Origin of the sequence: Bacillus sp. ISO11, from assembly GCF_003458115.1 — a bacterium.
In the GTDB taxonomy this organism is placed as follows: domain Bacteria; phylum Bacillota; class Bacilli; order Bacillales; family Bacillaceae_G; genus Bacillus_A; species Bacillus_A cereus.
On record NZ_QXCO01000063.1, the window covers coordinates 1 to 14,577 of the forward strand.

Consider the following 14,577-nt stretch of genomic DNA (forward strand, 5'->3'; position numbering starts at 1 on the left):
ACTTATATTCATTACTACAATCACAAAAGAATTAAAACAAAACTAAAAGGATTGTCCCCTGTGCAATACAGAGTTCAATCCTTAGTAGCTGCTTAATATATTTGTCTAATTTTTTGGGTTCAGTTCAGGAAAAGGTAGTCTTTTTCTGTTTTTAAGATGTATATTCTATTCATGTGAGGTTAACATAACGTCCTATTATCAGTATAGCAATAGTAAAGGAGGAACCCTACTCTCACAAGGGAACCCCCTTTTTTGTGCTATGGGTCTATGCATTTTTCTATACATTACTATCCTGACAAGGTTTTAGGGTCCTCTTTTGTTCGTGAATTAGTAGAAAAACTGTATAATATCTTGCATACTCTTAGCGTGGTTATTTTCCAAAATGCTGGTGATACCCCTCATTGTATTTAGAGTAAAAATTTTTAAATATAGCAGAAATGATAATGAAGTATCTATCTCTAATTTGCTAACTAAAAATTTTCAATACAATTAATGTAGAAGCAATGGAGAAATAGGTTATTAAATATTCTACATTTTATAGACTTGCTAAGCAGTATAAAGAAGTAAAAAAAGGGAAACCTAACGAATAATTAAGGATGATTCAGGGGGTACCAAATGGAGCATAAAACAGAAGTAACAATTGGGGATTATGTTCAATTTTTATATCGTAAAAATCCTAATTTAGAATTAACCGGATATGTAGTCAGTGTTCTACAGAATACAATTGTTGTAGATATTACAGAGATAATGGGATTTGAAGTAGATGATGTTAGGCAAGTAGTAAAACACGGTTACTATAATAAAGTGAATCAAAGGCAAATAAAAAATAATGTTTCAAAAAAATGCTCCTAGATCAATCTAGGAGCATTTTTTTGATGAAGTTACTGGATTTCTTACGATGATAAATACCAGCCGTTAAAGAGTAACATATTCATTTAGAAAAAGCACTATCATGGATTCTTTTATATGACAACCGACGTTCATCTCCACCTAAAATTGGTGTTTCACACCTTCACATTTTTGAGGAAGGAGTCTTCTGTCTGAAAATGATAAAAAAGTCCTTAACAATTTGTTAAGGACTGCGGAATAGAACCGCAATTTGGGCTGACACCCAATCAGTTTGTAGAAAATAAATTGCGATTATAATAGCAATTGCATTCCCAAAAGCAATATTTCAAATGGATTGTAGCATACCTGTAACTAGATTGGTATCAATAAAATATGGATTGGATTACAAATAGTGGTTTTGAATATTAGAAAGAGTTTAAAAGTTAATTACTTCTCATGAAGAAAAAACCTTAAGAAAACTTGTAACGATAAATTTTTTAGAGGAAGGGTGGATTTTTAATTATAAATTCACATAATTTTCAAATATTAAAACTCTGGATGTTAATATTTGTTATATAATGAAATCAAGCCGTAATCAATATGGTTTCCCCGTTATGAATAATGAGATAATTTATGTGTCCCGTGTATTCGCTTTAAAACAAAAAGAACTTGTAGTGATTTCTACAAGTTCTTTTTGTTTTTCTTATTGTATTAGAAAAAAGCCCTTGAAATATAGCAGAAATAATAATGAAGTTTTTATTTCTCGTTTGCTAACTAAAATTTTGTATTTTAACAGGTTTCATTAATAAAAATATTTTAGACTATAGAATGAATCATTAGAGAGATAAAAAATAAGGAAAAAGGGAAGAACCACCAATATTCTTTCCTTTTTCCTACAATTAGGGTCTCTATATTAATGAATATAGAAGATTATAAAATGTTGGATGCAACAGTTTACATTCAAAATTATAGCAGGAGCGACAGGTATTTTTTATGCAATATTGCATAAAAAATTATGATTTATCAAATATACATGTCTAATGAGAAACACAAAAACTCTATATAGGATGAATTTAATCCTTACAGTTTCTTTATAGTAAATTAAAAACGGCAAAAAACAAAAAGGTTAATTTTATCAATACGAGTTTTTTCTTTTACATATTAAAATGGAAGTACCCTTTCAATGTATACTGACCCCTTCACAAATCGTGAAGGGATTTTTTTATTTAATAAATGAGTTTTACAAAACATATAGAATGTTAAACTGATAAAACCCATTAATCTCAGTATGTGTACATGAGATCAATGGGTTTTTATTAATATGTGTTCGAAGATGTGGGAAGTATTTTGTGTGTCTATAAACGTTAGTTTAAAATTTTACAGATGTCTGTATATTCTATGAACATTTGGATATGTACGAGTTTCCAGTAAAGATCAAAATGAAGAACGACAAATTCGAAATATGAAAGATTTAGGGATAGAAGATCGAGATATTTTTATCGATAAACAATCTGATAGAAATATTCAACGCGAAAATTATCAAATGTTAAAACGTCTTGCTCGTACAGGTGATACCATTGTATTTGATTCTTTAACTAGACTAGGAAGGAGCATGAATGATGTCCTAGAGGAATTCAGATACTATGAAAAGCATAAGATTAATTTACAATTTATAAAAGAACCATTCATTAATGTAAATTACACAGGTAAGAGTACAAATGATGTTATTCAAAGTGCTATTCAGAAAGCAACTCTTACCATTTTATCTGCTTTTGCAGAAAAAGAACGGCATGATATTAAACAGCGACAAGTGGAGGGTATTGCTCTAGCTAAAAGGCAAGGTAAGCGGTTAGGACGTCCTCCAGTAGAAATTACAGCCGAATTTATTGAAGCCTATAAAGAATGGAAGTCTGGTGGCATTACAGCAGTAGGAGTCATGAAGAAATATGGTATCAAACGTTCTTCGTTTTACAAACTTGCTAAGCAGTATGAAGAAACAAAACATAAAAATCTACTGAATGATTAATTATAATTTAGGAGGTTATTATATGAAACATACAGCAAAAGTAAAAATTGGTGATTGCGTTCAATTTTCTTATCGTAAGAATCCTTCCTTGCAATTAACTGGATATGTGATAGGAGTTTTAACGAATTTCCGGAAAGAATTCTCCTTCCTCAAGCGTGTGAAGGGCGTAGCCCAACGGTAGGTGGCAGATGAATTTCGTTTTGGCGTAGCCAAAAGGTTTTCCTTTTTATTTTGCCTCTGATATAATCAGTCTTATAAATTATAAGGGCTGGTATATAAATGAAATTAGATAGTAATAACCATTCAGTATTCTTGTTATATTATCACCTTGTGTTGGTCGTGAAATACAGAAGAAATGTGTTTGATGATGATATGTCAGACTATGCAAAAGATATGTTTGTTCGACTATCTGAAAACTATAACATCACGTTAGTTGAATGGAATCATGATGTAGACCACGTTCATATTTTGTTCAAGGCACACCCTAATACAGAAATGACAAAATTCATCAATGCTTATAAAAGTGCAAGTTCTCGACTTATTAAAAGAGATTTTCCACAAGTGAAAAAGAAACTTTGGAAAGAGATGTTTTGGTCAAGAAGTTTTTGCTTGCTAACTACTGGTGGTTCGCCAATAGACGTAGTAAAAACATATATTGAAAATCAAAGTGAAAAGTGAGGTGAAATGATATGACAAAGCAGAATAAAGCATATAAATTCCGTTTGTATCCAACAGAAGACCAAGCACATCTTATGCGTAAAACTTTCGGTTGTGTACGTTTCGTGTATAACAGAATGTTAGCTGAACGGAAAGAAGCGTATGAAAAACATAAAGATGATAAGGATCAACTAAAGAAACAAAAGCTTCCCACTCCTGCGAAATACAAAGCAGAATTTGAGTGGTTAAAAGAAGTGGATTCATTAGCTTTGGCAAATGCTCAACTAAACTTGCAAACTGCCTATAAAAATTTCTTTCGTGGTCAAAATGACTTCCCAACATTCAAAAGCAAAAAAGACAGAAAGTCTTATACAACGAATGTAGTGAACGGAAATATTATGTTGCTTAACGGTCATATCAAATTGCCAAAACTGAAAATGGTACGTATCAAACAGCATAGAGAAATACCACAAGACCATATAATCAAGTCATGTACGATTTCTATGACACCTACTGGTAAATACTATGTGTCCATTTTGACTGAATACGAAAAAGAGATCGTACAAAAAGAAGTAGAAACAGTTGTTGGATTAGACTTTGCGATGGAACAATTATACGTCAGTTCTGAGGATGAGAGAGCCAATTATCCTAAGTTCTATCGTGAAATGTTAGACCGATTAGCAAAGGCGCAACGAGTATTATCAAGACGTACAAAAGGTTCTATTCGTTGGAATAAACAACGTATCCGTGTAGCTAAGTTACATGAAAAAGTAACGAATCAACGTAAGAACTTCCTTCATCATAAGTCTAAAGAGTTAGCTACTCATTTTGATGTTGTAGCTATTGAAGATCTAAATATGAAAGGAATGTCGCAAGCACTTCATTTTGGAAAAAGTGTCGCTGACAATGGGTGGGGTATGTTCACTTCTTTTTTAGCTTATAAACTACATGAACAAGGCAAACAACTTGTGAAAATAGACAAATGGTTTCCTTCCACAAAAACATGTAGCAGTTGTGGAAATGTGAAAAATATGTCATTGTCTGAGCGAGTCTATTCTTGTATATGCGGTGTAAATCTCGATAGAGATTATAACGCAGCTATCAATATCAAAAATGAAGCAATACGCCTATTGGCGTTAGCATAGATAGCAATAAAATAACCCTTGGAACAAGGGAGTTAGCTCGGCTGTCTTAGGACGAATTCGTTAGCTACCAAAAGTAACGACTAACCGAGAAGCCCCCACTTCAAACAGTCCGTTAGGGCGTTAAGTGGCGGGTAGTTCACCGAATACCATTGTTGTAGAGGTTTCAGATATGATGGAAGAGGAGTTAATTGATGCTAGACAGGTAGTAAAGCATGGGCGTTATCATAAGATAGCCCGTAAACAAGTAAAAAGTAAAGTTTCATGAAAAACGCTCTTAAAGAAATCTAGAAGCAACTTTTCAAATGTCATATACTGTCTTGAATACATTTGTGTATTGGCATTTTTGTTCGTATTTTGTATACTAAATGTGAGTTTCCTTACAGTAGGCAATCTTTCAATTTCTATGACAGCCAACTAATCTGTTAATTATGTATGGTAGCAAATAAGCTCTTATGTCCACAGATATAAGAGCTCATTTGTATATGAATCACTCTTTTATGTACAATGAAAGAAAAACATCATATGAGATGGGAAGAGGAAAACCCATGTCCAACCAACAATTAGTGAATTTACGCATTGATTTTGCTTTTTAACAATTATTTGGTACAAGTGGAAATGAGGATATTCTCATTGCTTTTTTAAATGCTATATTACAGGATTCTTTGGAATCGCCCATTGTTTCGTTACAATTAGAAGATCCACACTTGCACCGAGAATACGAAGAGGATAAATTATCGATTTTAGATATTTCCGCTACATTAGATACAGGAACAAAGGTAAATGTAGAAATACAGTTGAATAACAATCATGACATGATTAAGAGAAGTTTATAGTACTGGGGAAGGCTATATACATCCAAATTACAAAAGGGAATGCCATATAGTTCTCTTCATAAAACCATTACGATTAATTTATTAAACTTTGTGATGTTTCCAGAATATGAAGCATTTCATACAATAGGAATCCTATGGAATCAACAGCAACAAAAGAAGTTAAGTGATGATATTGAAATTCATATAGTGGAAATTCCAAAATTAATGCAACAGTGGCGTAATGAACAAGTAAATCCTTGGGAAGATTCGTTTGTTCGCTGGTTGTTACTACTTCCAGCGAATGAAGATGAACGATTAACCCAGACATTGGAGGATATTGCGATGAACCAAGACCCGATTTTACAAAAATCTATGAACAAATGGGAACGTATGAGTCAAGATTCTTCTTTCCGACAAGCGTATGAAGTAAGGGAGAAAGCGTTGATGGATGAAGCTGCAAAGTTTGCTCATGCTCGTAATGAAGGAAAAAAAGAAGGGATTCAGCAAGGGAAAATACAAATAATTAACGGTATGCATGAACTAGGTGTACCAATTGAAACAATTGCTAAAGCAAGCAAGTTAAGTGTTGATGAGGTTGAACGTATTCTAGAAAAAAAGAATTAGTAAAAAAAGAAACGAAGTCAAATTGACTTCGTTTCTTTTTTATATGACTTTTTATTAGAGCAAAGTAACGATTATTACTTTTAGGGGGCTCGTCACATACCCACCAAGCTAAAATTTTGAAGTACCCCCAAAACAAAAAAATATTGTTTTACCGTGATTTATGAGAAGTCAACTCATTTTCTTCGTTTTGGGGAGCTACCAATTTCTTAAGTTGATGGCAATGGGGGTACTATCCTTTATTAAGGTTAATTTAAGTCTTTTGGAAATTAATTCTTTAAATTAGTTTAAGTACTTGCTATTATTTAGGGGAAATAAAGGGGGAGAAAATATATGATGAACATACGTAGAGCGACAGTAGAAGATGCAAGAGAAATAGTTGTGATAAAACAAAAGATTGTTGAAAGTACAAATTTTTTTCTTCGATCACCTGAAGAGCCGCAAGAGAAAGCAGAAGATTATCAAAAAAAGATACAAACAGGACAAGGAAATGGAGGATTAACATTAGTAGTAGAATTTAATGATCAAGTCATCGGTTTTTTATCTTTTTCTAGATCTTCCTATATGCGTTTACACCATGCCGGTTCATTTGGAATGGGGATCAAACCGGAATTCGGTAATGCGGGTATTGGAACAAAGTTACTATCCTATTTTATTGAATGGGCAAAACAACAAGAAGGATTAGAAAAGATATGTCTGGATGTATTTTCAAACAACAAACGGGCAATAAATTTATACAAGAGATTAGGATTTAGAGAAGAAGGTAGGCAAATAAACCAAATTAGGTTCAAAGATGGTTCTTATGCTGACATTATATTAATGGCACTTTATATAAAAATACCGAGTAAACTCGCATACTAAGGGTGAGAAATTACTTGCAGTTTGCGTAATTTATATTATATCCCAAAACCATGTATCCACAAAGTTATGTAATATCCATCCGAAATCATATTTTTTCACCAAATTGAGGTTTATCATAGGAGTCACGTCATATGTCTGTCAACTTGGATTAGTACCAACGTTGATATAATAAGGGAGAATGTAAATATTTTAAACAGTAGAGTTTTGCCTTCCAGAATTTTTTTATGGAGTTACTTCAAAATCTTAGCTTGTTAACGATATGTTGATTCCTAATACCTGCATAATATTTAGTCATATTTCCTTATCTATATTAATTTCTTGAGAAACATTGCAACAGAATCGTTCTATGAATTAGATATATCATTTTTGTAACATGAGCGGTCATAGAATAGTACGGTAAAGATTAGGGTTAATGTTAAAGCATTCAATAGTTATACTGATAAGGAGGAAACTAATGAAAAAACTAACTTTTAACGATTTGAACTCGCCGGAAACTATGCGTAATCCCATTATGTTCTATAAAAACCTCATGGAGCAACAAGAGCGTTTCTTTCGCATTGATGACTTTTATGGCATGGGAGGGGCATGGGTTGCATTTCACTATGATGATGTGGTTGCAATTTTGAAAGATTCCCGTTTTATCAAAGATTTACGAAAATTCACACCGCCTCGTGATAAGCAGAATCCTATTGAGGAGAATACAGCAGTGAGTAAACTATTTGAATGGCTTATGAATATGCCGAATATGCTTACGGTAGATCCCCCTGATCATACTCGCCTACGTCGGCTAGTCTCTAAATCCTTCACACCACGTATGATTGAGGACCTTCGTCCTCGTATTCAGCAAATTGCCGACGAATTGTTGGATGTTGTACAGGAACAAGGAAAGATGGAAATTATTGCAGACTTTGCTTACCCACTACCCATTATAGTCATTTCAGAGATGCTTGGGATTCCCACCAATGATCGAAATCAGTTTCGCGCATGGACACAAGAACTGATGAACGCCTCAGTGGATCCTGGTCAAGGGACTGCAGTGACAGCAACACTTGAAAAGTTTATTAATTATATTGAAGTATTGTTTAACGAAAAACGCCTAAATCCTAGTGATGATTTAATAAGCGCGCTAGTTCAAGCAAAAGAACAAGAAGACAAGTTGAGTAAGAACGAGCTTCTTTCGACAATTTGGCTGCTCATTATCGCTGGACATGAAACGACAGTTAATCTAATTAGTAATGGCGTACTAGCGTTACTTCAACATCCTGAACAAATGAATTTACTAGGGCAAAATCCTTCTCTGCTGCCTTCCGCTGTCGACGAACTATTACGCTATGCTGGCCCAATTATGTTTAGTAGCCGTTTTGCTAGTGAAGATGTGACAATACATGGAAATAGGATTCGTAAAGGCGAATTAGTTCTACTCTCCCTGACTGCTGCAAATATTGATCCAAACATATTTCCTTATCCAGAGGAATTGAATATTTCACGGGAGGAGAATAACCATTTAGCCTTTGGGGCTGGTATACATCACTGTTTAGGAGCTCCGTTGGCGCGTTTAGAAGGACAAATTGCATTAGGCACTTTGTTAAAGCGGCTACCTAATCTTCGCCTAGCAATCGAAGCGGATCAATTGATTTATAACCATAGTAAAATTCGTTCCCTTGCAAAACTACCAGTTATTTTCTAACCTAAGGTCCGACATTAGTATCCATGGTGATTAAATTATTTATAGTTTTGGAATAAAGGTTGATTAAAAGTGCCTTATAAAACTTGATTTTAGTTAAAGATATCGCCACATTGTTATAAAACTAAAACTTTATAGTACCCCAAAACGATAAAATTAGCATCTCCAGGTGAAAATGTATAATTTTTTGTTTTGGGTATATTTAAATTTGTTAACTTGATGGGCATGGGGGCTCGCCACACATCCATCAACTTAAGAAAACAAATCAGCCCTAAAACGAAAAAATGAGCTTTTTTATTAAAAATTAGCAAAAAATCTTGTTCTGGGGTAGTTGTATTTTTTTAGCTTGATAGCGGTGTGGTGCTACCCCTACGAGTGTTTTTCAGATATTCTGCTTGTGGGAGCAGCAATTCTAACACCAATCAGCAATAAGAGGGCATAGATATATATCCTCTAACTATTGATTAAAGGCGATGGATAACTTGCAATTTGTTAAGACAACCTATGGAAATGCTGCGAGCCAAACAGATTTAGCGAAATTAGGAAAATGTTTAAAAGCGTTAAGAATTGCTAGGGATACAATAGGCGAGGCGCGTAGTGAATTATCCACTTACGAATAATTATCATAAAAACCAATTAGTATTACATAACATCCTCAGAAGTATATATGAAGTTTAGCGTTTTCTTTGTAGTTAAGGAAACAGTAATCTCAAAGATTTCAATTCTAATGTTTGGTACATGCAAGAGGATAGCAAGGAATGGAAGGTAGGAAAGATCAACGCTGTTGAATACATGGACAAGGCTGGCATGAAGAAAGCGACATTTTACAAGAGAATGAGGGAATACGAGGAAATAAAATCCTTAAAATGATATAAAAAGATGTTTTGATTTTAGTGTTTGATATTGCAACCACAGTCATTAGATAGGATATAGTTGTCTGTGTAGCAACGGAACCAAAACTTACATTAAGTATTAGCGAATATTCATTTCATATATTAGTGGATATAAAAGACCGATTTTGAGTGTTATGATGTCCGCTAATGATACTTATAGGACATTCTGAAATCAAAAAACGAGAAGCGTGCGGTCAAAAATCATTTGTGTACCCAAAAATCTATATAATTTTAGTCATTTTCGCCGTTTTTAATGTCCGCTAATGCTTTATAGCGTGATTTGGTTCCATGTGTTACACAAAGGCTTAATTGTAGTATTGCATGCAGATGATACCGGAAAAACATCATTTAATCCGCTTGTTCATATGTGAGTAGTAACTAAAAATATTAACATGAAGTCAACAGGTGTTAAACGAAGAATAGATGAATTAGGGTGGATTGTTCTTCCGAAAGAGTTAAGAACAACGTTAGGAATCTATGCGCTTCATTTTCTTTTTGCACCAGAACCGTCTTTATAAGTTCTATGTCACTATAAAATGATGCATGCAACAAAACTATTTTCTTTATTAATAATAATGGTAATTTTTACACTAGAACTCTTAGTATTGCGTATTAAAGTTCCTCTATTAATATATTTAAAGCTTTTGACTTAATCCTTTCATATTCCATAGCCCCAGCAAGTTCATCAGCAAGTAAAGGCGACTTTCTAACATATCTTTCGCGAATTACATCATACAATTCGTATGGAAATAACATATCAATAAACATAATTTTCTTCTGCTCAGCTGTTAAAGGAGAAACTGACTCATATGCGTTAATCATAATTTTAAATTGGTTTTCATTCCAAACACCAGTTGTATCTAATAGAGGAATAATCATTTTACGCAAGTCTCGAATAGGTAAATCGTAAGAAACCGTATCTAAATCAATTACCCAAATTTGATTACTTGGGTCTAATAAGGAATTTCCTGTTCCATAATCTTGATGACATAAATTTGGGGATGTTTGTAATTCATCAGTCCATTTAGTATATTCAGATTCCAATAGTCTTTGGTGCGTTTGTTTTGCTTCTAAAATAAACGTATCAATTTCGGCCAAGTATAGCTGTGAAAATGGATCATCTGGCATAGTTGCAGATAAAGTTTTCCAAATCTCCATCTGTTGAAATCTTTTAATGTAATGATTGGGCCAACGTCCTAGTTTGGTAAATATAGGTATTCCTGGTGGGGGCTTATAGCCAATAGAGGCTACATGGAAATCTGCTAACCCTTTCATAATCATTTCAAGATCTTCTTGCATTGTAAGCTCAAATGGTCTTCCCTCAATCCAATCATAAACAACAAATAAAAATGGACCGTGCTTTGTATACAACTGATTCAATTTGCTTGGAATTATGCTTGGAACACGCATGCCTTTGTTGGCTAGATAATCTTGAGCGTGAATGGAAAATAGAGCTTTTTTTTCGGGGCGATGAATTCTCTTTAAGCAAAAAGGTCCATCTGCAGTTTGAATTTTCCATACTAAGGCCAGTTGTCCACCTTGTATTAATTCGATTGTAGTTGCTTGAATATCCCAATGCTGGATCATTGTCGCTGCCAATTCTACTAGTTTTTGTTCCTCTTCGGGCGATAATGTATACACCGCTTCTTCATTGTTATTCTCCACATATATCACCATCCTTTTATGCTCTCTTATTACTGTATGGTACATGACCATTTTTGTTCTAGCCATTTGCCTTTAAGGAGAAAAAGTACTATTGACTAATTTTCATAATAAAGGATGAAAAAATGGTCGATAAATCACAAACACAAAGTTTTTTTCGTAACATATGAAGAAGGTTGTATTTTTATGAAACAGGGAGGCGTTTTAATGAAAATAGCCATAATTTCGACTGAAAAGCTACCTGTACCAGCTGTACGAGGTGGAGCTATTCAAATTTATATAGATTCTGTTGCTTCCATTATTGCTTCAAATGGAAAAAATGTGACAGTTATTTCTATAACAGATCCAAATTTGAAACCAGAAGAAAAAGACAAAGGCGTAAGGTATATACGGTTTCCAGAAGAGGAATATCTCCATTATGTTATTAAACATTTGAAACAGGAAAAATATGATGTAGTTCATTTATGCAATCGTCCAAATTGGATTACAATTTTAAGTGAGGCAGCACCACAGACGAAATTTGTGTTAAGTGTGCATAATGAAATGTTTGCATATGAAAAGATAAGTGATGAAGAGGGAGAAGCATGTATTGCAGCTGTTTCAAAAATTGTAACAGTTAGTGATTATATAGGAAGAACAATTACCTCGCGCTTTCAAGCTGCAAAAGCAAAGACGAGAACAGTATATTCTGGTGTAGATGTAAATGAGTACTATCCTTCGTGGACAGTGAATGGAACAAAAGTTAAAAGTCATGTGCAAAAACAGTTGGATTTACAAAATAAAAAAATAGTTTTATTTGTTGGACGCTTGAGTAAAGTAAAAGGTCCTCATATTTTGCTACAAGCTCTTCCTAAAATAATTGAGGAAAATCCAGACATTGTAATGGTTTTTATTGGTTCAAAATGGTTTGGAGATAACAATGTAAATAATTATGTAAAACACTTATATACCTTAGGCGCTATGTTTCCAGAACATGTAGTCTTTATTAAATTTGTTAAGCCAAAGGATATTTCAACACTTTATGCTATGTCAGATATTTTTGTTTGCTCTTCACAGTGGCAAGAGCCCCTTGCTAGGGTGCATTATGAAGCAATGGCAGCAGGTTTACCAATAATTACGAGTAACCGAGGTGGTAATCCTGAAGTAATTGAAGAAGGAAAAAATGGATATATTGTCAATGACTTTGAAAACCCTGATGCATATGCAGAAAAGATAATTAATCTTTTAAATAACGAAAATAAAAGAAAACAGTTAGGGAAATATGGACGTAGTAAGGTTGAAAAAGAATTTAATTGGAACCGAGTTGCTAAGGATTTAATGAAAGTGTATGGGGAAATCTTATAAATTTTAAGAAGGGGATGATTAAAGGTGGAAGAAACAACTGGATTAGAGAGTGAACATTTAAAAAAGGTCCTTAGCTTTTATCCATTTGAAATAAGTAATATTTTTTTACAATCAAGCAGAAGTGGGAGAACAATGTGGGAAGTTGAAACAGAAGAAGGATTAAAAATATTAAAACAAGCACAAATGCACCCCAAAAGGATGCTATTTATTGCTGGAGCACATTTACATCTCCTTCAAAATGGATTGCCAATTACAAAAATTCATAAAACAAAAAGAGGGGGCTTTTGTATTGGATCTAATGAGTATGCGTATGTACTATATGATAAGCATCAAGGGAAAGAAGTCATTTATTATAATAAAGAACAATTAGAGAAGGTACTAATATATGCAGGTAAATTCCATCAAGCATCGGAAGGATATATTCCGATGAAAGAAAGTAAAATTCGGAGTAGATTAGGAAAATGGCATAAATTGTATAGATGGAAATTACAAGAGTTAGAAGGAAACAAAAGAATTGCACTTTCCTTTCCAGATGATGTATTTTCAACTATGTTTTTAGAGTATGTTGATAAGATGTTAGCACGTGGAAAGAAAGCATTACAAGAACTAAATGATCCATATTATGACCAATGGACAAAAGAAGTTATTGCATCTAATAGTTTTTGTCAGCAAGATTTTACCTTAGCGAGGTTTACAGAAATAGATGATGCTATGTTTATGAAAGAGCTACATTCTATTACAAGTGATTTACCAGTGAGGGACCTACGTATTATTTTAAATAAAGTAATGAAAAAAATGTCAGTTTGGGATACTAATTTAGCTATTCATATGTTGAGTGCATATAATTCGGAAAATTCCTTTTCAGAAAAACAATTTCGTGTTCTTTGGACTGATTTATCGTTTCCTCACTTATTCTGTTCAATTGCACATAAATACTATTTAGGACAAAAGCGTTCGTGGTCTGACGAAAAGTATATTTGGGCATTGCAAAATATTATTGCACTTGAAGATTCTAAGGAAGAATTTTTACGGAATTTTTCTGATATTTATCATGAAATCAAGAGCAATAGTGGGGGGAAATAAAATGAGTTCAGAACAAGAAGAGATAGTAATCCCTATTTTAGATTTAGAGAAATTTGTATTTTCTCCACCTGGGCCAATGGGATGGGAATTGTCAGAGTATGAGCAGCAAAAAAATATTGTACTAAATGAATCTTCGGTGCTAGAGAATTTAGCGATTATTAAGGAAGTGGAATTAGAGGAGTTGCCCAAAATCGGATTGCTAGATTTAGAAGAGAAGTTACCACCAAAAACTACAATGATTGATGACGTACAAGATAAAGAGATTCAAGATGTAATAGAGCTGGAAGAACAAAGTGAGGAATTAAATGAGATCGTTTTAACGCAAATAGAAAAGCCAAAAATAAAAGTCACTATTATTACTCCTGATCATCCATTAAAAGGTCCATGGGTATCAAAATTGGTAAATAACGCTAAGGAGAACGATTAATGAAACTTCCGCAAATATATTAATCTTTTTATACTCTTTCAACATAGTATATATAAATCTATATGAAAGGAGTTAGGTAAATGGCTGATGTGAAAAGAGCAAAAATAAAACTAGATGTTGAGAATGGCTTTAGTGTTAATCCTGGTGATGATTTACAAGAAGTTCTAAAATCTCTAGCTGAAGTAATACAATCAGGCATGCATAATGGTGTAGAGGTTGAAATTCAATATGTTGATGAAACAGAAATTACTTTTACAGACGAAGAAGAGGACGAAAAAGACGAAGGCGAAGAAGACGAAGAAGACGAAGAAGAGGAAGAAGACGAAGAAGACGAAGAAGACGAAGAAGAGGAAGAAGACGAAGAAGACGAAGAAGACGAAGAAGACGAGGAAGACGAGGAAGACGAAGAAGACGAAGAAGACGAAGAAGACGAAGAAGACGAAGAAGACGAGGAAGACGAGGAAGACGAAGAAGACGAAGAAGACGAAGAAGACGAAGAAGACGAAGAAGACGAAGAAGACGAAGAAGACGAGG

Annotated in this window: 13 protein-coding genes and 4 pseudogenes; 16 read left to right on the forward strand and 1 reads right to left on the reverse strand. The window is 33.7% G+C overall.

Annotated features, from left to right (window positions below):
- The 12 genes and pseudogenes from D1166_RS30125 to D1166_RS30180 all read left to right on the forward strand — a co-directional run.
- Positions 1-96: IS3 family transposase (locus D1166_RS30125; protein ID WP_130055901.1), on the forward strand; the 96-nt coding region annotated here is incomplete at its 5' end.
- Positions 97-615: 519 nt separating this feature from the next.
- Entirely contained in the window at positions 616-852 is a 237-nt protein-coding gene (locus D1166_RS30130) for a DUF2187 family protein (protein ID WP_000400417.1), read from the forward strand.
- 1,381 nt (positions 853-2,233) lie between these two features.
- Positions 2,234-2,854 (forward strand): annotated as a pseudogene (locus D1166_RS30140) (recombinase family protein); the annotation flags it as partial.
- Between the two features lie 22 nt (positions 2,855-2,876).
- Positions 2,877-2,981 (forward strand): annotated as a pseudogene (locus D1166_RS31505) (DUF2187 domain-containing protein); the annotation flags it as partial.
- Positions 2,982-3,133: 152 nt separating this feature from the next.
- A complete protein-coding gene (gene tnpA / locus D1166_RS30145) occupies positions 3,134-3,532 on the forward strand; it encodes an IS200/IS605-like element ISBth16 family transposase (protein WP_000762752.1) in 399 nt (132 codons plus the stop codon).
- Positions 3,533-3,543: 11 nt separating this feature from the next.
- The gene (locus tag D1166_RS30150; RefSeq protein WP_000166224.1) at positions 3,544-4,656 is read left to right on the forward strand and encodes an RNA-guided endonuclease TnpB family protein; all 1,113 of its coding nucleotides are present in this window, start codon (positions 3,544-3,546) and stop codon (positions 4,654-4,656) included.
- A 124-nt stretch (positions 4,657-4,780) separates the two neighbouring features.
- Entirely contained in the window at positions 4,781-4,921 is a 141-nt protein-coding gene (locus D1166_RS31510; RefSeq protein ID WP_001988281.1) for a hypothetical protein, read from the forward strand.
- A gap of 280 nt (positions 4,922-5,201) precedes the next feature.
- A pseudogene (locus tag D1166_RS30155) lies at positions 5,202-6,092 on the forward strand (Rpn family recombination-promoting nuclease/putative transposase).
- Positions 6,093-6,422: 330 nt separating this feature from the next.
- Positions 6,423-6,950: a GNAT family N-acetyltransferase gene (locus tag D1166_RS30160; protein WP_080478558.1), complete on the forward strand. Its 528-nt coding sequence runs from the start codon at positions 6,423-6,425 to the stop codon at positions 6,948-6,950.
- A gap of 454 nt (positions 6,951-7,404) precedes the next feature.
- The gene (locus D1166_RS30165) at positions 7,405-8,637 is read left to right on the forward strand and encodes a cytochrome P450 family protein (protein WP_044585214.1); all 1,233 of its coding nucleotides are present in this window, start codon (positions 7,405-7,407) and stop codon (positions 8,635-8,637) included.
- Between the two features lie 470 nt (positions 8,638-9,107).
- Entirely contained in the window at positions 9,108-9,254 is a 147-nt protein-coding gene (locus D1166_RS31515) for a hypothetical protein (RefSeq protein ID WP_170954561.1), read from the forward strand.
- Positions 9,255-9,919: 665 nt separating this feature from the next.
- Positions 9,920-10,003 (forward strand): annotated as a pseudogene (locus tag D1166_RS30180) (sporulation protein); the annotation flags it as partial.
- A 136-nt stretch (positions 10,004-10,139) separates the two neighbouring features.
- Here the strand turns inward: D1166_RS30180 and D1166_RS30185 are convergent.
- A complete protein-coding gene (locus D1166_RS30185) occupies positions 10,140-11,243 on the reverse strand; it encodes a CotS family spore coat protein (RefSeq protein WP_044585215.1) in 1,104 nt (367 codons plus the stop codon).
- A 153-nt stretch (positions 11,244-11,396) separates the two neighbouring features.
- Between D1166_RS30185 and D1166_RS30190 the strand changes: the two genes are divergently transcribed.
- The 4 genes from D1166_RS30190 to D1166_RS31580 form a co-directional block, all read left to right on the forward strand.
- On the forward strand, positions 11,397-12,533 hold the full coding sequence (locus D1166_RS30190; protein ID WP_001988301.1) for a glycosyltransferase family 4 protein: 1,137 nt from the start codon (positions 11,397-11,399) through the stop codon (positions 12,531-12,533).
- Between the two features lie 24 nt (positions 12,534-12,557).
- Positions 12,558-13,616 (forward strand): spore coat putative kinase CotS, encoded by a 1,059-nt coding sequence (gene cotS, locus D1166_RS30195; protein ID WP_000393190.1) that lies wholly within the window; start codon positions 12,558-12,560, stop codon positions 13,614-13,616.
- Position 13,617: 1 nt separating this feature from the next.
- Complete coding sequence (locus tag D1166_RS30200) at positions 13,618-14,043, forward strand: hypothetical protein (RefSeq protein ID WP_000093658.1); 426 nt, start codon at positions 13,618-13,620, stop codon at positions 14,041-14,043.
- 80 nt (positions 14,044-14,123) lie between these two features.
- The coding region (locus tag D1166_RS31580; RefSeq protein WP_179951334.1) for an AAA family ATPase at positions 14,124-14,577 on the forward strand (454 nt) is incomplete at its 3' end.